The 23,675-nt window shown below is 62.0% G+C and carries 21 protein-coding genes; 18 read left to right on the top strand and 3 right to left on the bottom strand.

Translation table 11 applies throughout. The features are described from left to right. Positions 1-4: 4 nt before the first annotated feature. Entirely contained in the window at positions 5-607 is a 603-nt protein-coding gene (locus B5527_RS29835; protein WP_079604704.1) for an ANTAR domain-containing response regulator, read from the bottom strand. Continuing rightward, a complete protein-coding gene (locus B5527_RS29830; protein WP_079604703.1) occupies positions 604-1,785 on the bottom strand; it encodes a transporter substrate-binding domain-containing protein in 1,182 nt (393 codons plus the stop codon). The genes B5527_RS29835 and B5527_RS29830 overlap by 4 nt, the downstream gene beginning before the upstream one ends. A 352-nt stretch (positions 1,786-2,137) precedes the next feature. On the opposite strand from B5527_RS29830, the gene B5527_RS29825 reads away from it, so the two are divergent. The 15 genes from B5527_RS29825 (at position 2,138) to B5527_RS29755 (ending at position 19,249) form a co-directional block, all read left to right on the top strand. Then, positions 2,138-3,655 carry an amidase gene (locus B5527_RS29825; RefSeq protein WP_079604702.1) on the top strand — a complete coding sequence of 506 codons (1,518 nt, stop codon included), beginning with the start codon at positions 2,138-2,140 and terminating at the stop codon, positions 3,653-3,655. 17 nt (positions 3,656-3,672) lie between these two features. Further along, complete coding sequence (locus tag B5527_RS29820) at positions 3,673-4,668, top strand: acetamidase/formamidase family protein (RefSeq protein WP_079604701.1); 996 nt, start codon at positions 3,673-3,675, stop codon at positions 4,666-4,668. A 34-nt stretch (positions 4,669-4,702) separates the two neighbouring features. Beyond that, positions 4,703-5,926 (top strand): transporter substrate-binding protein, encoded by a 1,224-nt coding sequence (locus B5527_RS29815; RefSeq protein ID WP_079604700.1) that lies wholly within the window; start codon positions 4,703-4,705, stop codon positions 5,924-5,926. Positions 5,927-5,961: 35 nt separating this feature from the next. Next, positions 5,962-6,828 (top strand): branched-chain amino acid ABC transporter permease, encoded by an 867-nt coding sequence (locus tag B5527_RS29810; protein WP_079607611.1) that lies wholly within the window; start codon positions 5,962-5,964, stop codon positions 6,826-6,828. Next, positions 6,825-7,898 carry an ABC transporter permease subunit gene (locus B5527_RS29805; RefSeq protein WP_245332312.1) on the top strand — a complete coding sequence of 358 codons (1,074 nt, stop codon included), beginning with the start codon at positions 6,825-6,827 and terminating at the stop codon, positions 7,896-7,898. Before B5527_RS29810 ends, B5527_RS29805 begins: the two co-directional genes overlap by 4 nt. 35 nt (positions 7,899-7,933) lie before the next feature. Beyond that, entirely contained in the window at positions 7,934-8,620 is a 687-nt protein-coding gene (locus B5527_RS29800) for an ATP-binding cassette domain-containing protein (protein WP_425305035.1), read from the top strand. After that, positions 8,617-9,324 carry an ABC transporter ATP-binding protein gene (locus B5527_RS29795; protein ID WP_154072611.1) on the top strand — a complete coding sequence of 236 codons (708 nt, stop codon included), beginning with the start codon at positions 8,617-8,619 and terminating at the stop codon, positions 9,322-9,324. Before B5527_RS29800 ends, B5527_RS29795 begins: the two co-directional genes overlap by 4 nt. A gap of 37 nt (positions 9,325-9,361) precedes the next feature. Beyond that, positions 9,362-10,876: an amidase gene (locus B5527_RS29790; RefSeq protein WP_079604698.1), complete on the top strand. Its 1,515-nt coding sequence runs from the start codon at positions 9,362-9,364 to the stop codon at positions 10,874-10,876. Positions 10,877-10,945: 69 nt separating this feature from the next. Beyond that, the gene (locus B5527_RS29785) at positions 10,946-11,701 is read left to right on the top strand and encodes an SDR family NAD(P)-dependent oxidoreductase (protein ID WP_079604697.1); all 756 of its coding nucleotides are present in this window, start codon (positions 10,946-10,948) and stop codon (positions 11,699-11,701) included. 163 nt (positions 11,702-11,864) lie between these two features. Then, entirely contained in the window at positions 11,865-12,794 is a 930-nt protein-coding gene (locus B5527_RS29780; RefSeq protein ID WP_079604696.1) for a lactate/malate family dehydrogenase, read from the top strand. A 227-nt stretch (positions 12,795-13,021) separates the two neighbouring features. Beyond that, positions 13,022-13,231: a formate dehydrogenase gene (locus B5527_RS29775; protein WP_154072610.1), complete on the top strand. Its 210-nt coding sequence runs from the start codon at positions 13,022-13,024 to the stop codon at positions 13,229-13,231. Between the two features lie 11 nt (positions 13,232-13,242). Further along, complete coding sequence (locus B5527_RS29770) at positions 13,243-16,197, top strand: formate dehydrogenase subunit alpha (RefSeq protein WP_079604694.1); 2,955 nt, start codon at positions 13,243-13,245, stop codon at positions 16,195-16,197. A 12-nt stretch (positions 16,198-16,209) separates the two neighbouring features. Further along, complete coding sequence (gene fdh3B, locus B5527_RS29765; protein WP_079604692.1) at positions 16,210-16,812, top strand: formate dehydrogenase FDH3 subunit beta; 603 nt, start codon at positions 16,210-16,212, stop codon at positions 16,810-16,812. A 48-nt stretch (positions 16,813-16,860) separates the two neighbouring features. Beyond that, complete coding sequence (locus tag B5527_RS29760; RefSeq protein ID WP_079604691.1) at positions 16,861-17,868, top strand: formate dehydrogenase subunit gamma; 1,008 nt, start codon at positions 16,861-16,863, stop codon at positions 17,866-17,868. A 154-nt stretch (positions 17,869-18,022) separates the two neighbouring features. Continuing rightward, positions 18,023-19,249, top strand: a complete 1,227-nt coding sequence (locus tag B5527_RS29755; protein WP_079604690.1) for a cupin domain-containing protein — start codon at positions 18,023-18,025, stop codon at positions 19,247-19,249. Between the two features lie 47 nt (positions 19,250-19,296). Here the strand turns inward: B5527_RS29755 and B5527_RS29750 are convergent, their stop codons facing one another. Beyond that, positions 19,297-21,285 carry a 4Fe-4S dicluster domain-containing protein gene (locus B5527_RS29750; protein WP_079604689.1) on the bottom strand — a complete coding sequence of 663 codons (1,989 nt, stop codon included), beginning with the start codon at positions 21,283-21,285 and terminating at the stop codon, positions 19,297-19,299. Positions 21,286-21,462: 177 nt separating this feature from the next. On the opposite strand from B5527_RS29750, the gene B5527_RS29745 reads away from it, so the two are divergent. From B5527_RS29745 to B5527_RS29735, 3 genes are read left to right on the top strand one after another with little or no spacing between them, the layout of a single operon-like run. After that, on the top strand, positions 21,463-22,473 hold the full coding sequence (locus tag B5527_RS29745; protein WP_338065047.1) for a DUF6352 family protein: 1,011 nt from the start codon (positions 21,463-21,465) through the stop codon (positions 22,471-22,473). Next, entirely contained in the window at positions 22,470-22,979 is a 510-nt protein-coding gene (locus B5527_RS29740) for a DUF3305 domain-containing protein (RefSeq protein ID WP_079604687.1), read from the top strand. Before B5527_RS29745 ends, B5527_RS29740 begins: the two co-directional genes overlap by 4 nt. Continuing rightward, on the top strand, positions 22,976-23,644 hold the full coding sequence (locus B5527_RS29735; protein WP_079604686.1) for a DUF3306 domain-containing protein: 669 nt from the start codon (positions 22,976-22,978) through the stop codon (positions 23,642-23,644). The genes B5527_RS29740 and B5527_RS29735 overlap by 4 nt, the downstream gene beginning before the upstream one ends. Positions 23,645-23,675: the final 31 nt, after the last annotated feature.

The raw sequence follows: 23,675 nt of genomic DNA, 5'->3' as shown, positions 1-23,675 counted from the left end.
CAAATCATGCGGTCCGCGTCGTCCGGTTCGGCATGCCACCGACCGCTATGATCTCGGCGCTCAATTGCTCGATCGTCGTGCGGTGCCGCATCGCCGTCTGTCGAACCAGCGTAAACGCGGCTTCTTCGGAGAGGCCGTGACCGCGCATGAGCTGCAGAACCGCGGCGAAAACGATGCGCCGGGACCGAATGCGATCCTCCAGTCTCTCGATATGGGCGGCTTCATCGACTTTGCGCTGCGCCGAATCGAAAGCGACCACCAATGCGGTATAGAGTCCCGCCGAGCGCAGCGGCTTGATCAGGAAAGATGCCGGCTTCAGGTCGAGCAGCCACTTCAACCGGCTGGGCGTCTCGGTTCCGATCAGCGCGATGATCGGCGTGCCGGCCTTCCATGCCGTGGCCGGATCGGACTTGATGGGAATGGAGTCTGCGTCCACCACGATGACGTCAACGGATACGTCCCGCGGCGGTAACCCGGTCGGATCATATTGTGTCGTCGTCATACCCAGCCGGTTGAGCTGGCGGCGCAGCATGGCGATTTCGCGTTCGTCCCGCATCGCCATGAGGGCGTGCCGGCCGCGGACCGAGAAAGGCGATGGCTTTGTCATTTCACCACACGCAGATGGTTGGACCGTTTCGTCATCGCATCATTGCTCTTTTGCAGCCTTGTGCCAATCGCCGCCAGATCGAGGTTCGAAAGATAGGGGTCGGGGCGTTCGGGGGCGTCGGCTTCCCAGAAGATCTTGAACTGACATCCAGGCACAGAACGTGCCAAACGGGGTGTCAGGAAGCAGTGGTTGTTGTCGGGATCGACCCAGACCGGACCTTGCGGAGAATCATAGCGATGGTTGGCGGCGGCACGCCGGACCGCCGCGACATCGGCCGAGCCGGCGCGGCGGATGGCGCGGGCCAGCAGCATGACGCTGACATACGTCGATTGTCCATCGACGGATGGGCTGCTGTACGCGCCGTAGCGGGCCTTCCACCGCGCAACGAAAGCGCGGTTCTCGGAGTGTTCGATGCTCTCGAAATAAGCCGACGACGTGATGCATCCGACGGAAGCCGCCGGTCCGATCAGCTTCAGTTCGGGTTCGCACAGACTGCAGCTCAGCATCGGGATCGTGAGGCCGGCGCGTGCCGTCGCCTCGTGGAGCGCGCGGACGAAGGCGTAGCTGGATTCTCCGACCAGCGTGTTGAACACGACCGGCGGCTTTCGCTCGATGATCTCCTTGACGATGTGGCCCACCGCGGTCTCGCCGAGCTCCAGCAGGCGTTCGGCGAGGATGCCGCCGCCCGCGCTCGTCACGATTTCACGAATGACCCGGTTGGTTTCCCAGGTCCAGACATAGTTGGACCCGATGCAGAACACGTCACCGGAGATGTGGTCCAGCATGTGCCGCACCAGCGGCACGACGTTGTGATTGGGCGCGGCCCCGACATAGATCACGTTGTCGCTGCTTTCGAACCCCTCGTACCGCGCCGGATGCCAGAGCAGCCGTTCGGTGCGCTCGACGATGGGAATGACCTGCTTGCGCGAGGCCGACGTATAACAGCCGACGATGTGATCGACGCGCTCTTCGCGAATGAGCTCGTCGCACGCCGTATGATAGGCGGCGACGACCCCGCCGGGATCACGCAGATGAGTTGCGAAGGTGAAGTCGAACTGAGCGCTTTGATTGATCTCGTCGATCGCCATCAACGCGCTCTTGAGCATCTCGCCCGCCATCATGGCGTAGGATCCCGACTGGGAAAATACGAGACCGAGAGGGATGGACGGCTTTTTCATCAGGAGTCCGGGAGCTGCGCGGCAATTATCTCATCGCAAGAAGATCGGTCTGTCACCTCTTATCATCAATCCGCGCTACGCGTCATTTGAGACTACCCGCGCATAAAAAAGGTGCGGGTCTCATTGACAAGGCTGGCGACGCTAAGACACAATGTACCGGTACGTGAGTACGTGCATGACGAAAGAGTTCTCGCGCAGCCGATGTCGCCTGAGTGACGACCGCCAAAATTTCGTTCTGCAACGTAAGCCTACGCGACCATTGATAGCAGCGGCATTGATGCCATTCGGGGCCTTTTCGGGTCGCGGATGGCTTTTTTCGTTGTTCTTCCGAAAGACAAGAAGTGGGTGAAGCATGGTGGTGCGCCTTCCGACGTTGCAGCAAATCGATGATCTCGGATCCGATTTCGGGCTTGTTCTCACCGCTGACGAGGTTGCGGCGTTTCAGCAGGCCTTCAAGGGTCCTTTGGCCTCATATGGCCGGCTTGATGAACTGGTGCCGCCTGCCTTGGCGCCGATTGCGCCGCGCTCGCCCGGATACCGGCCTTCGGCGTCGGAAAATCCGTATGGCGCCTGGTACTGGAAGACGAATATCCATGCCGGCGGCAACGGTCTGCTGACCGGCAAGAAGATCGCGATCAAGGACAACATCTGCGTCGCCGGCGTTCCTATGATGAACGGATCGGCGTTGCTTGAAGGATACGTGCCGGAGATCGATGCCACCGTGGTGACGCGGATCCTCGACGCCGGAGGCACCATCGCGGGCAAGGCGGCCTGCGAAGATCTCTGCTTTTCCGGCGCGAGCCACACCTGCGCGAGCGGTGTGATCCGCAATCCGCACAACGTCGCCCACAGTGCCGGCGGTTCATCAGGGGGAAGCGCGGCGCTGGTAGCGGCCGGCGAAGTGCCGATGACGCTCGGCGGAGACCAGGGCGGATCGATCCGCACGCCGTCGAGCTGGTGCGGCATCTATGGCCTGAAGCCGACCTGGGGACTGGTGCCGACCACGGGCTCGATGCCGATCAGCTATTCCCTCGATCACTGCGGTCCGATGGGTGCCACGGTCGAAGACGTTGCCCGGCTGCTCACGGTAATTGCCGGCCATGACGGCTGGGACACCCGAACGATTGCGGCCCGGACCGGCGATTACATGGCCGCGATCGGCAAGCCGGCCAAGGGATTGCGCGTCGGCGTAGTGCGCGAAGGCTTTGGTCATCCCGAAAGCAATCCCGCGGTCGATGCCAAGGTGCGCGCGGCGATCGAGGCATTGGGAAAGGTCGGCGTCGATAGCGCGGAAATTTCGGTGCCCTGGCACCTTGATGGACCGCATGTCTGGAGCGGCATCATCCTGGAAGGCGCGGCCGAGATGATGCTGAAGGGATATGGCGTCGGCAACAACATCCACGGCTACTATCCGCTTTCCATGCAGGAAGCCTTCGCCCGCGGCATGGGAACGCGGATCAACGACGTCTCCCCCACCGTCAAACTGGTGCTGATGCTCGGCGAATACATGCACCGCAACTATCACGGGCGCTATCACTCGAAGGCACAGAACCTGAGAGTACTGCTGCGCCAAGCCTACGACGAGGCGCTGGAAAAATTCGACGTGCTGGCAATGCCGACCATTCCATTCACGGCAACGCCGATTCCGCCGGCCGATGCGCCGCTTGGCACCGCGATCGATACCGCGCTCAACATGCAGGCGAATACCTGCTCGTTCGACGTGTCCGGGCATCCTGCCTTCACGGTGCCATGCGGCCGTGTCAACGGTCTGCCGGTCGGCTTAATGCTGGTCGGACGGCATTTCGAGGAAACGACCTTGATACAGCTTGCCTCCGCGGTCGAGGCCGGCGGCGACTGGAAGTTGTTTTGACGAATGAGGATATCGCGATGATCAACGATCCCTGGCTCAAGACCTCGATCATGGCAAAGCGCGGCCTCGCCAAGGCGCAGGCCGGCAAACGCCACGAACTCTCGATCGCGGCGCAAGGCGACTTCCACTATGTCTACGGGCCCTATGCCAAGCCGGTGCTCACGATCGATCCCGGCGACGTCGTCGTGGTGGAGACGGAAGATGCCTTCGGCGGCGTCCTCACCAGCGAGCAAGACAGCCCGACCGCGAAATTGCGGTTTCCCTTTCTGAACCCGCAATGTGGTCCGGTTGCCGTCAGCGGGGTGGAGAAGGGCGATTGCCTCGCGGTCCACATTCATGCCGTGGAGACGCGAGGCGCGCAGCCCGCAGGCACCACCTGCATCATCCCGGAATTCGGCGGCCTGGTCGGGACGGCGTCGACGGCGATGCTCAATCCGCCCCTGCCGGAGCGGGTCAGGAAAATGCACGTCGACAAGGACGGCGTGCGCTGGAACGACAAGATCACTCTGCCTTACGAGCCGTTTATCGGTACCATCGGGGTTTCGCCCGAGATCGAGGCGATCTCGTCGCTGCAGCCGGACTATCACGGCGGCAACATGGATTTGCCCGACGTCGCGCCGGGTGCGATCCTTTACTTTCCGGTGCATACCAAAGGCGGCCTTCTCTACGTCGGCGATTGCCATGCGGCGCAGGGCGACGGCGAGTTGTCGGGGGTCGCGATCGAACAGCGCGCCACCGTCACGCTGCAGATCGACGTCATCAAGAACTGGAGTTTTGCGTGGCCGCGGCTTGAGACCGAAAAGTTTCTCATGACGATCGGCAGCGCCCGGCCGCTGGAAGACGCGGCACGGATCGCCTATCGCGAACTCGTGCGCTGGATGAGCGCGGATTACGGCTTCGATGAAATCGACGCTTACATGCTTCTCAGTCAGGCCGGACGCATCCGGCTCGGAAACATGGTCGATCCGAAATACACCATGGGCGCCTCGATTTTGAAAAAATACCTGGTCTGATGAAATCCCGGCCACAACGAGGAGGAGTACTGCAATGAAGGTCAATCGCAGAAGGTTCTTACAGGGCACGGCTGTTACTGCCGCTGCCGGGATGTTTGGTTCCAGTGCCTGGGCCGAAGATCCGATCGGCGTCGCAAGCATCCACGATCTGTCGGGCGGGCTCGACATCTACGGCAAGCCGATGGTCGATGCGCTGACGCTCGCGGTCGAAGAGGCTAATGCGGCGGGCGGCCTGCTGGGACGGCAGATCAAATTAATCAATTACGATACGCAATCAAACATGCAGCTTTACACGCAATTTGCCCAGCAGGCGGCGCTGAAGGACAAGGTTGCCGTCGTGCATGGCGGCATCACCTCCGCCTCGCGCGAGGTGATCCGGCCGGTGCTCGACCGTTTCAAGACGCTGTACTTCTACAATACGCAATATGAAGGCGGCGTCTGCGACCGCGATCAGTTCGACACCGGCGTGACCCCGGCGCAAACGGTGGAAAAGCTCGTGCCCTATGCCATGAAGAAATGGGGCAAGAAGGTTTATGTCGTCGCAGCCGATTACAATTACGGCCAGATCACCTCGCAATGGGTGAAGAAATACGTCACCGAAAACGGCGGCCAAGTCTTGTCGATCGACTTCTTCCCGCTCGACGTCACCAATTTCGGCTCGACCATCTCCAAGATCCAGGCGGAGAAGCCGGATTTCGTGTGGTCGGCGCTGGTCGGCGGCGCGCACATGTCGTTCTATCGTCAGTGGGCCGCGGCGGGCATGCGCAAGAGCATTCCGATGGCGTCGACCACCTTTGCCGTCGGCAACGAGCATATCGTGTTGTCGCCGGACGAGTGCGACGGCATGCTGATCTGTTACAATTACTTCCAGGATTTGAAGAACAAGACCAACGAAACCTTCGTTGCCGGCTTCCACAAGCGCTTCGGCGCCGATTATCCCAACGTCACCGAACTTGCCATGGGAACCTATCAAGGCTTCCGGCTGTGGGCGGAAGGGGTCAAGAAAGCCGGCAGTGTCGACCGCATGAAGGTCATCGAGGCACTGGAAACCGGAATCAGCATCGATGCGCCCTCGGGCAAGGTCACGATCGACCCGCCGACCCACCATTGCGTGCTCGACGTGCACATCGCCGAGGTCAACGACAAGAAGCTCAAGGTGCTGGAAGATTTCCCGCAGCAGAAACCGTCGGACACCGCCGCGGTGTGCGACCTTATCAAGAACCCCAACGATAACCAGCAATACGTGATCAAGATCTGAGGTCGCTTGGCCTCGTATCTTTGGGAATGGTGAACGTGGATCTCGTTGCTCTCCTGGCGATCCAGGTGCTTTACGCGATTGCCAGCCTGGCGCTGATCAGCGTCGGGCTGGCGATTATTTTCGGCATGATGCGGGTTATCAATCTCGCGCATGGGGAATTTCTGATGCTCGGCGGTTATGCGGCGATCGTCGCCACCGGCCACGGCATCAGCATCTGGATCGCCATCCTGGTGGTGGCACCCGTGGTCGTCGGCATAATCGGGGTGATCGTCGAAATGACGATTATCCGGTTCCTGTATGGCCGCATGATCGACACCATGCTTGCGACCTGGGGACTCAGCCTTTTTCTCGTCGGGCTGACGACGGCCATCTTCGGCAACACCACGGTCGGCATCTCGGCGCCGCTCGGCAGTTTCCAGATCGGCGCCTATCGCACCAGCGGATACACACTGTTCGTCATCGCCGTCGCCGTGGTCGTGCTGACCGGCATCTTCGCCGTGCTGCGCTGGACGCGGCTCGGCCTGATCGCCCGCGGCACCATGCAGAACGCCAACATGGCGGCAGCGCTCGGCGTCAATCCGCCGCGCGTCTATGCCGTCACCTTCGGCATCGGCGCCGCCCTGTCGGGTCTTGCCGGCGCGGTGCTTGCGCCGGTCTCCGGGGTATTTCCCACCATCGGCGTCGCCTATGTCGCCAAATCCTTCATCACCGTGATCGGAGGGGGCGCTGCGATTCTCAGCGGAACGGTTTCCGCCTCGGCGCTGTTCGGCACCATCAATCAGGTCGCCACCTTTGCCACCACGCCGGTGTTCGGCGAGGTGGCGTTGCTTGCCGCAGCCATCGTCCTGATCCGCCTGCTGCCGCAGGGCATCACCGGTCGCTTCTTCCGGAGAGGCCTGTGAACGCCCGCGCCCTCAATCTGCTCGGCCTCGGGCTGGTCGCTATCGTCGGTGTCGCGTTCCTGATCCTGACGCCGCGCTTCGCTGAACTCGATACCGTACTCGAACTTACCGTTTACATGATCATGGCCATTCTGGCTCTCAGCCTGGGGCTGATCTGGGGTTTCGGCGGCATTCTCTGCTTCGGCCAGTCGGCCTTCTTCGGGTTGGGCGCCTATACCTATGCGATCGCCATGTTCAATATCGGTGAGAGCACGATCCCGCTTTTGCTCGCCATAGCCCTGCCGGCGGCGTTCGCCGCGCTGCTCGGCTATTTCATGTTCTACGGGCGCATCAGCGACGTGTATCTCGGCGTCATCACGCTGACGGTGACGCTGATCCTGTTCAATTCGGTGAATTCCACCGCCGGCCCGGAATTCCATATCGGCGTGGCGCGGCTCGGCGGTTTCAACGGCATTCCGGGGATCCCGCCGCTCAATGTGCCCGGCGACAAGGCCGCGGTGATCGATCTCGAAGGCATGTTCTATCTGGCGACGGCGGCGTTGCTCGCGAGCTATTTCGGACTGCGGCTGCTGCTGGGCAGCCGGTTCGGCCGCGTCATTGTCGGCATCCGGGAAAACGAACGGCGCGCCGAGCTTTTGGGATACGATCCCCGCGCCTACAAGCTCGCGACCTTCACCATCGGCGGGGCGCTGGCCGGTTTCGCCGGCTGCCTTTTCGCCAATTGGGGCAATTTCGTCAGCCCGACCATCTTCGGGCTGGCGCAGTCCGCCCAGATCATCATCTGGGTCATCGTCGGCGGGCGCGGCACGCTGATCGGTCCGATCGTCGGTTGCATCGGCATCCAATGGCTCACCACGGCGCTGGGGGCAAACCAGCCCAGCGGTTCGGACTGGTGGACCAGGCTGCTCGCTAATGCGCCGCTGATCTTTGGAATCATCCTCATCGCGTTCGTGCTGCTGGTGCCGAAGGGGCTGGTGCCGACGCTGGGTGACCTCGGACAATGGTTGCTGCGCCTGCGTACTCGGCGCAGGGTTGCGGGGCTTAAACCCAAGCAGGCGGGGGAGGGATGATGGCCGCGCCGCTGCTTCACACCCGCGATCTCGGCATGCGCTTCGGCGGCGTCCATGCGGTACGCAACGTCAACTTCACGCTGGCCGAAGGCGAGCTGCGTTGCCTGATCGGCCCCAACGGCGCCGGCAAAAGCACGTTCTTCAAGATGCTCACCGGGCAGCTGCAGCCGAGCCAGGGCCAGGTGCTGTTCCGCGGCCACGATATTTCCAACGCCCACGCCCACGAGATCGCGCGTCTCGGCATGGGCATCAAGACCCAAGTGCCGAGCGTGTTCGATGGTTTGAGCGTGCGCGAGAATATCTGGCTCGCGGCGAGCCGCATCCATTCCCGCGAACGGGTCAATGGCGTAGTCGACGAGATGCTGGAACGTATCGGCCTCACTGGGGCGGCAGCGCGCCTGGTCGGCCAACTCGCCCACGGTCAGCGGCAATGGGTGGAACTCGGCATCGTGTTGTCGACGGATCCCGTACTCATTCTGCTCGACGAGCCTGCCGCCGGCATGACGCATGAGGAGGTGTACAAGACCGCCGAGCTCGTCCGCGAGATCAATCGCAGCAAGGCTCTGATCGTCGTCGAGCATGACATGCAGTTCATCCGTATGATCGCCAAGCAGGTGACGGTGTTCAATCAGGGCAGCGTACTGGTGGAGGATGCGGTGGAAAACATCCTGCGCAACCCGCTGGTGCGCGATATCTATCTCGGCAAACAGGCGGCCGCATGATGCTCAACGTGCAGGGGTTACGCACAGGTTACGGTCGCATTCCGATCCTCAACGGGGTCAGCTTCGCGGTCAACGAAGGCGAGTTCATCGGCATTCTCGGTCACAACGGCATGGGCAAGACGACGCTGCTCAAGGCGTTAATGGGGTTTCTGCCGGCGACCGGCGGGCTGGTGCGGCTGGACGGCAACGACGTGACCGCCGCCGAACCCTATCGCCGTGCGCGGCTGGGGTTCGGTTACGTGCCGCAGGGGCGCGAGATTTTCCCGGGCCTCACGGTTTACGATAATCTGCGCATGGGATGCACCAAGCACGCCGGCAGCGAGCAAGAAACCATCGCCGATGTGCTGGAGGAGTTTCCCCGCCTCAAGCCGCTGCTCGATCGCGCCGGCGGCGCGCTATCGGGCGGCGAGCAGCAACTGCTGGCGATCGCGCGCTGCCTTTGCGGCAAGCCGCGTCTCGTCCTTCTCGACGAGCCGACCGAAGGCATTCAACCCTCGATCATCGACGAGATCGTCGAGGTCTTGCTGCGGCTGCGCGACAACAGCGGCCTGACCATGATCCTGGTCGAGCAGAATCTCGACTTCATCGCCGCGCTCTCGAAGCGGATCCTCATCATTCAAAAAGGCACGATCACGAGGGAAGTGCAGCCGGGCGATCTCGGCGACGCAAGTCTCATCGGCGAATTTATCGGAATCACCACCTAAGCCCGATCCAGCGGGCGGTATCACAGGGAGAAAGACCATGGCCGTCAGAAGACCCACTCTCGATCAGTTGCGCAGCGTCGCCGAGGACCTCGGCATGCATATGGGCGATGAGGAACTCAAATCCTACGACACCCTGATGCAGGGCAATTACGCCGCCTACGATATCGTCGATGCGATGCCGGATTACGTTCCCGCCGTGACCTATCCGCGAACGCCCGGCTATCGTCCCGAGGGCGAGGAAAACAAGTACAATGCCTGGTACGTCAAGACCACGATCAAGGGCGCGCCGAGCGGCAAGCTCGCCGGCAAGACCGTTGCGCTGAAGGACAATGTCAGCCTCGCCGGCGTTCCCATGATGAACGGCGCTTCGACGCTCGAAGGCTACATCCCCGATACGGATGCTACCATCGTCACGCGCATCCTCGATGCCGGCGGCACCATCGTCGGCAAGACCCATTGCGAGTATTTCTGCTTTTCCGGCGGCAGCCATACCAACGCGACGGGTCCTGTCCATAATCCCCACAAGATGGGTTATTCGTCCGGCGGCTCGTCTTCAGGCAGCGGCGTCGTGGTGTCCCTGGGCGAAGCCGACATGGCGATCGGCGGCGACCAGGGCGGATCGATCCGCATCCCCGCTTCGTTTTGCGGCGTCTACGGAATGAAGGGAACGCACGGCCTCGTGCCCTATACCGGCGTCATGCCGATCGAACTCACCCTCGATCACACCGGACCGATGACCCGCAATGTGCGCGACAACGCGCTTCTGCTGGAGGTGCTGGCGGGCGCGGACGGCCTCGATCCCAGGCAAATTGCGCCCAAAGTCGCGCACTACACCGAAGCGCTGGAAGGTGGCGTCAAGGGGTTGCGCATCGGCATCGTCAAGGAAGGTTTTGGGCATCCGAGTTCCGAGCGCGACGTCGATGCCAAGGTCATGGCCGCCGCCCAGCTTTTCAAGAAGCTCGGCGCGACCGTCGATGAAATTTCGGTGCCGATGCATCTCTTGGCCCCGGCGATCTGGCTGCCGATTGCCGCGGAAGGCGCCACCGAATTCATGATGAAGGGCAACGGCATGGGGACCAACTGGCGCGGTCTCTACAATACGACGCTGCTGGACGCCCATTCCGGCTGGCAGCATCGCGCCGATGAATTGTCCGACAGCCTCAAGATAACGATGCTGCTCGGCCAATATTTTACCAAGCACTATCGCGGTCATTTCTATGCCAAGGCGCAGAACCTGAACCGCAAGCTGCGCGCCGCCTACGATACCGCGCTGAACAGCTACGATCTGCTGCTGATGCCGACCTTGCCGATGAAGGCGACCCCGCTGCCGCCGGCCGATGCACCGCGCGAACTCTACATCCAGCGCGCATTCGAAATGGTTCCCAACACGGCGCCTTTCAACGCCAGCGGGCATCCGGCGATGAGCCTTCCCTGCGGCATGAGTGACGGCCTGCCGATCGGGCTGATGCTGATCGGCAAGTACTACGACGAGTCGGTGATCTATCGGGCGGCCGCGGCATTCGAAGACGCCTGCGACTGGACCAGGATGTAAGTCAACGAGGTGGTCAGATGCCGCGCCGCAGGGCGCGGCAATCACGCAGCATCATCAACGGAGGCGACCATGGATCTCGGATTAAAGGGCAAGAGCGTGCTGGTGACCGGGGGAAGCAAGGGCATTGGGCGAGCAATCGCCGAGCTGTTTGCAGATGAAGGCGCCAACGTCGCCATCTGTGCACGCAATGCCGACGAGGTCGGCAAGGCGGTGAAGGCCTTGGCGGCGAAGGGCGTCAAGGCGTCAGGCGGGGCGATCGATGTCGCCGACCCTCCGGCGTTGAAGCAATGGGTCGAGGGCGCGGCAGCCGAACTCGGCGGGATCGACACCATCGTATGCAATGTCAGCGCGCTTGCCGTCGGCGATACCGCCGAGACCTGGGAGAAGTCGTTTCGCACCGACATGATGCATACCGTCAATTCCGTCGCGGCCGCGCTGCCTTATCTGGAGAAATCCAAATCCGCTTCGATCGTGATCGTCTCCAGTGTTTCCGGCTTCGAGGTGGATTTCGCCGCCGGTTCCTACGGCGCCTTCAAGGCGGCGCTGATTCATTACGCCAAGGGACTCAGCAACCAGCTCATCGGCAAGGGCATCCGCGTCAACGCGGTATCGCCTGGCAACACCTACTTCGAAGGCGGCATCTGGCAGAACATCGAACGCGGCGTGCCCGACCTCTATAAGACGGCGATGTCGTTGAACCCGACCGGACGGATGGGCACGGCGCAGGAAGTCGCCGCGGGCGTTGTGTTCCTCGCAAGCCCGGTGGCGAGTCGCATTTCCGGCACCAATCTTATTATCGACGGTGCCCTCACCAAGGCCGTCTAGCGAGTCCGCCGGAGAACAGCATCGGCGGCTTGGCCGCAATAGACGGTATCTTCCTGGGGTGCCGGGCCTGGCGCCCCGGTCAGTGCGCAATACTGGCGGGGAACGACGATATATCGCGGTGCGACGGCAACGTCGGTGAACAGCTCTGGATGCGGGTTTGATCATGAAGATTGGAATCGTTGGTGCCGGAAGGGTCGGGTGTGCTTGTGCGCTCGCCGCTGTCGTACGCGGCAGCGCCCGGGCGATCGTCATCGTGGATCGGACGCGCGCCCGTGCAAAGGCGGTTGCGACCGACCTTCGCTACGGAACGCCGCTTTGTCCCAAGACGACTATTGTCGACGGGGATTATGAGGAGCTGGCGGATGCCGCGCTGGTGATGATCACCGCCGGCATCAACGAAAAAACCGGCGGCGCCACCGACCGCAGCGATCCCCAGGGCCGATTGCGGCTTCTCGAAAAGAACGCCGAAATCTATCGCGACATCGTTCCGCGGGTGGTACGAGCGGCGCCCGGCGCCGTCATACTGGTCGTCACCGACCCGCCCGATCCGCTTGCCGATATAGCCCGCGATAGCGCAGGGCATGATCGGGTGCTCAGTACCGGCACTTTCCTCGATAGCCTGCGTTTCCGCGTTCATCTGGCCGAGCATTTTGAGGTCGACGCCAACCAGGTTGAGGCGCAGGTCATTGGCGAACATGGAGTTTCAGAGGTGTTTTTGTGGTCGAGCGCACGCATCGCCGGTGTGCCGATCAACAAACTGATCGAGCAACGCGGTGAGACGCTCGACAAGGTGCGCGAGCAGATCGAAAAGAGCGTTCGCTACGCCAATATCACCATCATCGAAGGCAACGACGCCAGTCAGTTCGGTATCGGCATCGTTTCCGCGCGGATCGCGGAAATGGTTCTTCGCGATGAGCGCGCGGCGATACCGATCGGCAGTTACCATGAAAAGTTCGGCGTCACACTGTCACTTCCGAGTGTCGTCGGACGAGATGGCGTGGTGCGGACGTTCGAACCGGAGATGTCGCCCGAGGAACAGCAAGCGCTGGAGCGTGGTGCCGCCAGTCTAAGGAAATCGGAAAGTCGAACCTGAAGTTGCGACACCGAAGCCGACGCTGCTGAAAATTGCAGGGGTATTCGCCCCTGCGCGGCGGCGCACGGGGAGCGTTGACCGCTGTCAACTTCGCGGGCTCAAAAAAAAAGGACTTTGGGCGGTTGCAGTCATACTGCTCGCTCACTATGCTTCGAAAGCTGGGCGTTATTTGAAATGCCGACCTCGATTTCGGCTTTCATACTTGGTTGTTCGGGAAGGGTTCCTCCATGAAGGGACAGCTCCTGACGATAGTGCACCGCCGCAACTTGCTTCATTTGGCGGTTGCCGGCGCCGTCGCTGCGGCCACGGAAACGGTGGCACCAGCAGCCTTCGCGGCGGAGCCCTTAGGCAGCCCCGATAAGCGCAAAGCTCGCTACCAGGCGAACTCGGCTGAAGTTCAGGATTTCTACCGCGTCAACCGTTACCCGGCACGATAAGGGAGACGCGCGTGCTGATCAGGAAGTCGGGACATCATGGAAGTCGCGGGACATTCGCAGCCGCGCTGGCCAGCCAATCAGACTCTGGCACGGATCGTCGCACGTTCCTGAAGCGCTCCGGCCTCGCGGCCGGCGCTCTCGCGGCGCTCGGCAATCTGCCGCTCGGCGCGGTACGCAAAGCGGAAGCCGGTCCGCCACCGCCCCCGGGGGCCGCGGTTATAACCCGCAAGAATTTCTGCACCCATTGCTCGGTCGGCTGTTCGGTGATCGCCAAAGTCGCCAATGGCGTGTGGATCGGGCAGGAGCCGGACTACGACAGCCCCATCAATCGTGGATCGCATTGCTGCAAGGGCGCCGCGGTCCGCGACGACGTGCTGAACCAGCGCCGCTTGCGCTACCCGGTGAAGCTCGTGGATGGCCAATGGACCCGCATTTCCTGGGACCAGGCGGTTGACGAGATCGGCGACAGGCTGCTGCAGATTCGCGAGAAGTCGGGACCGGACTCGGTTTACTGGCTGGGCTCGGCCAAGTTCACCAACGAGGCCGCCTACCTCAACCGCAAGCTCGCCGCCTTTTGGGGGACCAACAATTCCGATCACCAGGCGCGTATCTGTCACTCCACCACCGTCACCGGCGTAGCCAATACCTGGGGCTTCGGCGCGATGACGAACAGCTACAACGATATCCGTAATTCCAAGACCATTCTCTTCATGGGCGGCAACCCGGCGGAGGCGCATCCAGTTTCGCTACAGCATATTCTTGAGGGCAAGGAACTCAACCGCGCCAACATGATCGTCGTCGATCCCAGGATGACGCGGACCGCTGCGCACGCAACCGAATATGTGCGTGTGCGTCCGGGCACCCATATTGCCACGATCTACGGGATGCTTTGGCATATTTTCGAAAACGGCTGGGAGGATAAGGAATTCCTGAGGCAGCGTGTTTACGGCGTCGATGAAATTCGCAAGCAGGTGGCAAAATGGACACCGCACGAGGTCGAGCGAGTCACCGGTCTGCCTGAGGCACAGGTGAAGCACATCGCCGAAGTCTTCGCCAAGGAAAAACCCGCGACGCTGATCTGGGCGATGGGACAGACCCAGTTCACGACTGGCACGGCGAATGTCCGTGCCAGCTGCATTCTGACTCTCGCCACCGGCAATGTGGGATACGCGGGAGCAGGCGCCAACATATTTCGTGGCCACACCAATGTGCAGGGCGCCACCGATCTCGGCCTCGATGTCGTGACGCTGCCGCTCTATTACGGACTTGCCGAGGAGGCTTGGCGGCATTGGTGCCGGGTATGGGAAGTGGATTACGACTGGATGCGCACCCGCTTCCCGAACAAGACGCTGATGGAGACACCGGGCATTACCAGCACGCGCTGGTTCGATGCGACTTTGCTGCCGAAGGACCAAGTGAGCCAGCCCAACAATGTGCAGGCGATGTTCGTCATGGGGCACGGCGTCAATACCATTACCCGAATGCCGGACGCCAAGCGCGGCATCGAGAAGCTCGAACTGCTGGTGGTGTGCGATCCCTATCCGACCGCGTGGTCGGTTCTCTCGGAACGCAAGGACGGCATTTATCTTTTGCCGGCCTGCACCAGTTTCGAGATGGCTGGCTCGCGCACGGCCTCGAACCGCTCGCTGCAGTGGGGCGAGAAGATCGTGGAGCCGGTCTTCGAATCCAAAAACGACTACGACACGATGTACCTGTTCGCCCGCAAGTTCGGCTTTGCCGACCGGATGTTCAAGAACATCAAGGTCGAAAACAACGCGGTGTTGGCGGAAGATATTCTGCGCGAGATCAATCGCGGCGGCTGGTCGACCGGTTATTCCGGGCAATCGCCCGAGCGGCTCAAAGCTCACATGAAGAACCAGGCCAAGTTCGATGTGGTTACGCTGCGGGCGCCGAAAGATGATCCGGAGGTCGGTGGCGACTATTACGGTCTGCCGTGGCCGTGCTGGGGAACGCCCGAGTTCAGGCACCCCGGCTCGCCTATCCTTTACAACACCAATCTGCCGGTGAAGGAGGGCGGCGGCACGTTCCGCGCCCGGTTCGGTGTCGAGCGCATCGTCAAGCGCAAGGTGATGGAAAACGGGCAGGAGGTCGAAAAGGAGGAACACTACAACCTCCTCGCCGAAGGTTCCTACTCGGTCGGTTCCGAAATCAAGGATGGATATCCAGAGTTCACCCTGGCCGTGCTCAAGAAGCTCGGCTGGGACAAGGACCTCACTTCGCAGGAAATGGAAACCATCCAGCGCGTGAATCCCGCCAATCCCGATGCCGTGTCCTGGTCGACCGACCTTTCCGGCGGCATCCAGCGGGTGGCGATCGAGCACGGCTGTTCGCCTGCTGGCAACGGCAAGGCGCGCATGATCGCGTGGAATCTTCCCGACCCAATTCCCGTGCAACGCGAACCGATCTTTACCCCACGCCCGGATCTCGTTGCCGACTATCCGACCTTGCCGGACGCGAGGCAGTTCCGCATGCCCAACGTCGGCTTCAGCGTGCAAAAGGCCGCCGTCGACAAGGGCATCGCCAAACAGTTCCCGCTGATTCTGACTTCCGGCAGGCTCGTGGAATACGAAGGCGGCGGCGAGGAAACGCGCTCCAACAAGTGGCTCGCCGAGTTGAAGCAGCACATGTACGTTGAGATCAATCCGGCCGATGCGGGCGAGCGGGGAGTCAAGGACGGCGATTGGGTCTGGGTGACCGGACCGGAGGGCAATTCAAAGACACGTGTGAAGGCTCTGGTGACAGAGAGGGTTGGCAAGGGGGTTGCCTGGATGCCTTTTCATTTCGCCGGCTGGTTCGAAGGCGCCGATCTGCGTGCCAAATATCCGAAAGGCAACGATCCGATCGTGCTCGGCGAGAGCGTCAATACGCTCACCACCTACGGCTATGATCCGGCGACCGGCATGCAGGAGCCGAAGGCGACCCTTTGCCAGATCAAAGCAGCGTGAGAGGGCGGATCGATGGCACGCATGAAATTCCTTTGCGACGCGGATCGATGCATTGAATGCAACGCCTGTGTCACCGCATGCAAAAACGAAAACGAGGTACCTTGGGGCATCAACCGCCGGCGCGTCGTCACCATCAATGACGGCAAGCCCGGCGAGCGTTCGGTGTCGATGGCGTGCATGCATTGCACCGACGCCCCCTGCGCGGCGGTTTGCCCGGTGACCTGCATCTATCCGAGCGACGACGGCATCGTGCTGCATGACAAAGACATTTGCATCGGCTGCGGCTATTGTTTCTATGCCTGTCCGTTCGGGGCGCCGCAATATCCGCGGGTCGGCAATTTCGGCTCGCGCGGCAAGATGGACAAATGCACCTACTGCGCCGGCGGCGGCGGAACCGAAGCACCCGGCAGCGCCGCGGAGTTTGCAAAATACGGCTCGAACCGGTTCGGCGAAGGCAAGCTGCCGATGTGCGCCGAGATGTGCTCCACGAAGTCGTTGCTCGCCGGCGACGGCGATATCATCGCCCAGATCTACAGGGAGCGGGTTGCCAAGCGCGGCTACGGCTCCGGCGCGTGGGGCTGGGTAACGGCTTACAAAGAGGACATCGAGGTCTGAGCGGAAGATCCTGGAGGTCGTCCGCGGCATGAGAGGACGTTGATCGTCATGACGCTTGTTGCGCGTGCTCGCCTTGTGATCGTCACCGTAGCGCTGCTTTCGATGGTCGCGGCGGTCTCCGCCCGCGCCGAGACGTTCGGCCCGGATGGCGCCCCTAATCCGACGGCGAGTGTGGTCGATCAGGGGACGCTGCTGAAGCAGGTTCCGCGCATCGAAGGACGTATCGACATTCCCGATACAAAGGCCAGCGTCCTGGTCCAGCCGGCCGGACGGACCTGGGATTATTTCCACGAGGTGCTGCTGCATTGGGGCGGCGCGATCGTGATCCTCGGCACCATCGCGCTGCTCGGACTGGCCTATATCATCATGGGGCGGATCCGAATTGCCGAGGGGCGGTCCGGGCGAAAAATCCTTCGCTTCAAGGCTTTCGAGCGATTCTCACATTGGCTGACGGCGGTCTCGTTCGTTATCCTCGGCCTGACCGGCCTGAACATCACCTTCGGCAAGATCGTGCTTTTGCCGCTTATCGGCCCCGAAGCGTTCTCCGACGTTTCGCAAGCGGCGAAGTACGTGCACAACTTCATCAGCTTCGCGTTCGTGGCGGGCCTCGTCCTGATCGTCGTGATTTTTTTCAGGGACAATCTGCTGGAAAAGGTAGACATCGACTGGCTCAAGCAGGGCGGCGGCTTCATCAAGTCCAGGCACGCCCCCGCCGGGCGCTTCAATTTTGGCGAGAAGCTCGTCTATTGGCTTTCCCTGGCTGCCGGCCTTGCCGTCTCCGTGTCAGGATTTCTGCTGCTGTTCCCGTTTTTTGGGACTGATATCGCCGAGATGCAGCTCGCGCAGGTGGTTCACGCCGTCGTGGCTGTCCTGTTCGTCGCCCTGATCCTGGGCCACATCTATATCGGCACGCTCGGGATCGAGGGTGCATTCGAGGCCATGGGCACCGGCGAGGTCGATCTCAATTGGGCGAAAGAGCATCACGATCTCTGGCTGGCTCAACAACTGGCAAACCAGGACCGCCAGCGGCAGCCCTCCGCGACGCCGGCCGAATGAGGATCTCGATCCCTGTGCTCATAGCCGAGCTCGGTGAACAGGCAACCGTCAACGTCGACCGAAGCCAAATTGCATCACGACGATAATTTTTTGCTCGGAGGCCAGGGGACATCTGCGAAGTATCGATACTTGAATACTTGAAGGAGTGCATGTGATGGATGATGTTACGCGACGTACATTATTGGCGGCGACGGCCGCAGGCGGGATTCTCACGGCGGCAAAAGCCGCTGGTGCGGAAACCAGTGAACCGGTGCCGCAGCCGCAGCGTCCCGGATATGGCGGCACCGATCCCGGTCCGCGTAACGTCACCCGTGACAGGCAGAATCCCGATCTGCTGGTTCCACCCTCCACCGATCAGGGCACGCTTCCCAATCTGCGCTTCTCTTTCGCGGACGCTCATACCCGGCTGACATCCGGCGGCTGGACCCGTCAGGCCACCGTGCGAGAACTCGGTATTTCCAAGGACATTGCCGGCGTGGACATGCGACTGAACGCCGGGAGCGTTCGCGAACTGCATTGGCACAAGCAGGCCGAATGGGCCTACATGCTTTACGGCACTGCCCGTATTACAGCTGTTGACTCCGAGGGGCACAACTTCGTTGATGATGTCGGCGTCGGCGATCTCTGGTATTTTCCGGGCGGTGTCCCGCATTCCATCCAGGGGCTCAACCCGGACGGATGCGAATTCCTGTTGGTTTTTGACGACGGCGACTTCGACGAAGACGATACCTTCCTGCTGAGCGACTGGTTCAAGCACACCCCGAAAGAAGTATTGTCCAAGAATTTTGGTGTCCCTGGTTCATCCTTCGCTCATGTCCCGGACCCGAACGAACTCTACATTTTCCCTGCCTCTGTGCCGGGGCCGCTTGACTCCGACAAGATCGCCGGGGCGACCGCGGCGTCACCGGGCTTCAGCCACAAGATGATGGCGCAGCAGCCGATCAAGACGAAGAGCGGCACCGTGCGGATCACCGATAGCAGTGTGTTCCCGGTTTCGAAGACGATCGCCGCGGCGCTGGTCGAGGTCGAGCCGGGCGGCATGCGCGAACTGCACTGGCATCCCAACACCAATGAATGGCAGTACTACATTGATGGGCAGGCCCGCATGGGTGTGTTCGGGGCGTCCGGCCAGGCGCGCACCTTCGACTACCAGGCCGGCGATGTCGGCTACATACCCTTCGCCATGGGTCATTACATCGAAAACACCGGGACGACGCTGCTGCGGTTCCTGGAGATATTCAGGAGCAGCTATTACGCCGACGTCTCGCTCAATCAGTGGCTGGCGCTGACACCTCCCGAGCTGGTGCAGGCACACCTGAAAATCGATCCGCCGACACTCGCAGCCTTCCACAAGGAAAAGTTTCCGGTTGTGCCGGTCTGATCCGCTCGGCGCGATACCGTTTTTGCATGGCGGGAGGCGCCTGCAATTCAAGGCTTGCCGTGGCCGTTGTGCTTGTGCGCCTCCCGCTCGCGCAGATAATCGTCGGTCGTGCGGACGGGTGGCGGTGGCGCGGCGTGCGGATCGAAACTTTCCTCCAAGGCGAATGCAACGCGGCAATCATCGCACATCTTGATGGCGTCGAGGCGCCGGGCTGAGGAAGGGTACATCCAGTGCTTGCCCTCAAGCTTCGCCACCACGCGCTCGATCGTGCTCTTTACGCCGAACGGCTTGCTGCATCGAATGCAGCAAAACGGCTCTTCCTCCTTGAGGATGCGGGCCGGCGCCCGCGCAGCGCGAAAGTCGATTTGAGGTTTGAGCGTGATCACGTTCTCGGGGCAGGTTGCCTGGCACAAGCCGCACTGCACGCAGGCATCCTCGACAAAGCGCAGCATCGGCCGTTCGGGATCGTCGCGCAACGCGCCGGTTGGGCAGGCTGACACGCAGGACAGACAGAGCGTACATCCGCCGGCGTCGATGTCGACGGTTCCGAGCGGGGCTCCCTGGGGAAGCGCGATGACATCGACGGGGGCGGGGGCCGCGCGATGAAGCTCGCCCAGCGCAAACCGGAGCACGTCGCGTTTTCGGCCTACCGGCCGGAAGCTTGCCGGTCGTGGCGTCGGCGGCATCGACGGGATGGCACGCAACGCTTCTGTCAGGGCGTCCGGATCGTCTGTCTCGATGGTCGCAATCCGGCCGGCGCCGAAGCCGAGCCCCGCGAGGATCGGATCCGCCACCGCGATCGTCCGGATCAAGCCGGCGACGTCGTGTCGCGGTCGCGCACGAAGCAAAAATCGCATCGCCGATGCGCCGTAGGCGAAGGCCGCGGCGATGCTTTCCAGCCCGACCTGCGTGATCTCGTTGACCGCGAACGGCAGGACATTTGCCGGCAGTCCGTCGCCGAACCGCGCCAGCGCATCGATCAGCGGCGTGCCATGGGGGTCATCATGAACCAGCACGATCGCCCGTTCGCCGCCCGCTTCGCGATAGGCCGCAAGCATCGCGCGCAGCTTGCGCATCAGCGCGTCTTCCGGGGGCAGCGCGTAGGACGCAGCACCGGTTGGACAAGCCGCGGCGCATTGTCCGCAGCCCGCACAAATGTCGGCGTCAATCGCCACATGATCGCCGGCGGGCTTGATCGCACTCGTCGGGCAAAGATCGAGGCAACGCGTGCAGCCGACGATCTGCGAACGCGAATGCGCGCACAGCGTGGCATCGAAAGCGACATAGCGCGGTTTCTCGAAACTGCCGACGAGGTCGCGCGCCCTGAGAACCGCCTGCAGCATCGCGGCAGGATTGCCGGGATCGGCGCGCAAATAGCCGTCGCGCAAATCGGCCGCGGGGAACAGCGGCGAGCCGCCGGTGAGATCGAGGATGATATCGCAGTTCGACCGGGCGTCATGGCGTGATGGGCCGAACGCGAACGTGCCGCGCGAGGATGGCGCAGGCTCCGCGAAATCGTCGACCCTGACCTCGAATGCGCCGAGATGACCGCTGGCGCCTCTGACCTTTCCCTTCGCCACCGGAAAACTCGCGACGCGTGGCGGCACGAGGGCCGCCGGCGGCTCGATCAGCACCGTGACGTCCAGATGGTCCTTGAGCAGGTTGCCGGCCTCGACGGCGGTCTCATCGCGGCCGCAGATCAGAATGACGCCGCCGCTCACCAGTTCGACTGATGGCACCGGCGGCGTGGGCTCGGCCGCAGCCGCAAGCAGCGCCGCCATTTTCGGTCCCGCCCGGGCGGCTTCGCTGGACCATCCGGCGGACTCCCGAATATTGGAAAAACAGATCGGACTGGATCGCCCGCTTTCGGCCGCCACCTCGGTGAACAGAGGCGCTTCCTGTGTGCAGCCGACCGTGAGCGGTGTGTCTTCTGCAGCGATCGCGCGGAAGCGATCGAGTTCGGCGCGGCAAAGCTGGGTCGCGGTCGTCGGCTCGCCTCGGCAACCGCGCCTGACCGCGTCGGCGTCAAGAGGCATGGTGTGGTCGCACGAGCAGATCAGGAGATGCCTAGTGGAATCAGCCATCGCTCTCACAATTTATTGTAACCGGACAGCGTCCCGGCCGTGGCGGGAACTGGCCAGAATTACCAGTAAAGTATATACCGGTTCCGCCGAAAAGTCAGATGCTGGAGCGAATTTTCGGGAGCGCAGTTGATGGCAATGCGAGACTTCTGGCTCTCCTGCGGCTATCACCTCCTCGATCGCGACAACGCGGGCCGGCTGCTTGTTACCGATGAATTCCTGAAGGCGTATCTCGCGCGTCCCGAGCTTATACCGCCGCCGGAAGCATGTCCCGCAGAGCGGCAACTGTACGGCTCCTTGCTGAGCCATCCAAGGCAGCCCGTCACGCAGACGCAACTTGAACTGCTCGCGGATCCCGACGCACGCGAAAACTGGGAGAACATGATCGCGTGGCGCGATCATCTCGTAAAGCACAGGACGCTGGAGGTGGCCTACCTCGAGATCTTCAGGCGCAATATCAGGCTCCCACAGGTCTTTATTGGGCATCTGGTGCAGGCGATTCTCAGAAGCGCACTGAATGATTGCGAAGATGCTTTTATCCTCCGCGCCGCCGAGATGTTCTTCCGTCCGCAGCGGCTGATGATGCAGGAAGGTGCGATCGTCGCGATCGACGAAGAAACGGAGTCGCTGCTCGGCCGGCAGCCCCAATCGCCGTTGGTTGCGTTGCTGGGATTGCCGGCGACCGTCGAGGTCGACATGCTCAACGATGCAACCGCAGACACCTATTGGGGACGCAGTGACCGCTTCGACATGGGGCTCGATGTGACAGCCGGACAGCGCGGTCTGACCGCGCTTGGCGACGTCATGACGCGCTGGCTCTCGCATTTGCTTGCGATCGATGTCGCGATCGAACCTTTGATGGAACTGCGTGATGCGCGCTTTTCATGGTATGTCGGGCTCGATTCCGACGGCACCCGTATCGGCGATACAGTTTGGAATGGCGGCGATTTCGACGATGCAATGCGGGCCCGGCTGGTGGGCCTGTTTCGGCTGACCTTCCGCGACCCCGCGGATATGATTGAAAGGATCAGGGGCGAGCCGGTGTATCTGCTGGCGGCGATGACGGCTGACGAGGAGCTGCGATTGAAGCCGCAAAATCTCGTGACCGGCCTGCCAATCCGGCAAGGGGAGGCAGTCAATTGAGATCGACGGCTCTCGTGCGCATCGCAGTGGGCGTCGTGGTCGAGCGGTGCAAGGCCAGGAGTATCTGGGTCGATTTCGTGTGGCGGCCGGTATCCGTTTTTGTCGGAAATCCATCGGCCGCGCCCTGGACAACGCTCGATACGTCGGCGGAAAAGACATTGTTCTATGCGGGTGAGGCCATGATCGAATTGCACCGCACCGAGACGGCAAATTATCGCAATAATCTCTCATCGGGCGCGCCAGCATTATGGGTGGCCTTGCGTCCCGTGCCTTCGGAGCGGCCGTATGAGATTCTTGCCGTCACGGCCGATCCGGCGGAGGGCGAAGCGTTCACCGAGGCCGGCAGCAATGTTGTCGAGACAGTGCCCATGCCTCCCGAGGTCGTCGAGATCGTCGCACAATTCATCGCCGCGCATCACATCGAGCGGCCCTTCGTCAAGCGTCGCCGCCAGCCGGCGGAGCCACTGCTTGCTCGGCGCGGAAATGGACGGGAGCACGGGGAATGACCGAGCCCGACAATTTCATCTCACGCTGGGCGCGATTGAAGCGCGAGTCCGGCGCTCAACGCAGAGAACCGCCGTCCGTCGAAGTACCGGCAGACTGTGCGGAAGCGAGTGTCGCGCAGCCCCAAGGCGACGCGACAGCGGAGGAGCCGTTTGATCCGGCAAGCCTGCCGTCGATCGAAGCGATCACCGCCGATACCGACATCCGCGCGTTTCTGCAAAGCCGCGTGCCGGCCGGCTTGACGCGCGCCGCATTGCAGCGGGCCTGGGCCGCTGATCCCGCCATTCGCGACTTTATCGGCATCGCGGAGAACCAGTGGGATTTCAACGATCCGAATGCGATACCTGGGTTCGGTCCGCTGCAGGCCGACAACGGTTCCGCTCTTCTCGCCAGGGCAATCGGGACATCGAACGAAGGTCCCAGGACAATTCTCGAAATTTCGCCTGCGGTGGGACAGACGCCTTCGGCGGCAACCGATGACGAGCCTGCCCCGGCTGACCGGAGCGTTCGGGAGACGCCTGACGAGTTACCTTCGGCCGATGCCGGCATTTCCAGTTCGTCGAAGGTCGACAACAATGCGGATGTGGTGACGGAGAGCGTGCGCACCATTGAAGGAAGCGAGCCTTCGCCAAATCGTCGTCATCACGGCGGCGCTTTGCCGCGCTAACATCGGAAGCGCGACCGTTATCGGTCGCCTT

The organism is Bradyrhizobium erythrophlei (assembly GCF_900129425.1).
GTDB lineage: Bacteria > Pseudomonadota > Alphaproteobacteria > Rhizobiales > Xanthobacteraceae > Bradyrhizobium > Bradyrhizobium erythrophlei_C.
Note: the sequence above shows the minus strand (reverse complement) of the source record. Positions and strands in the feature narration are given on the sequence as shown.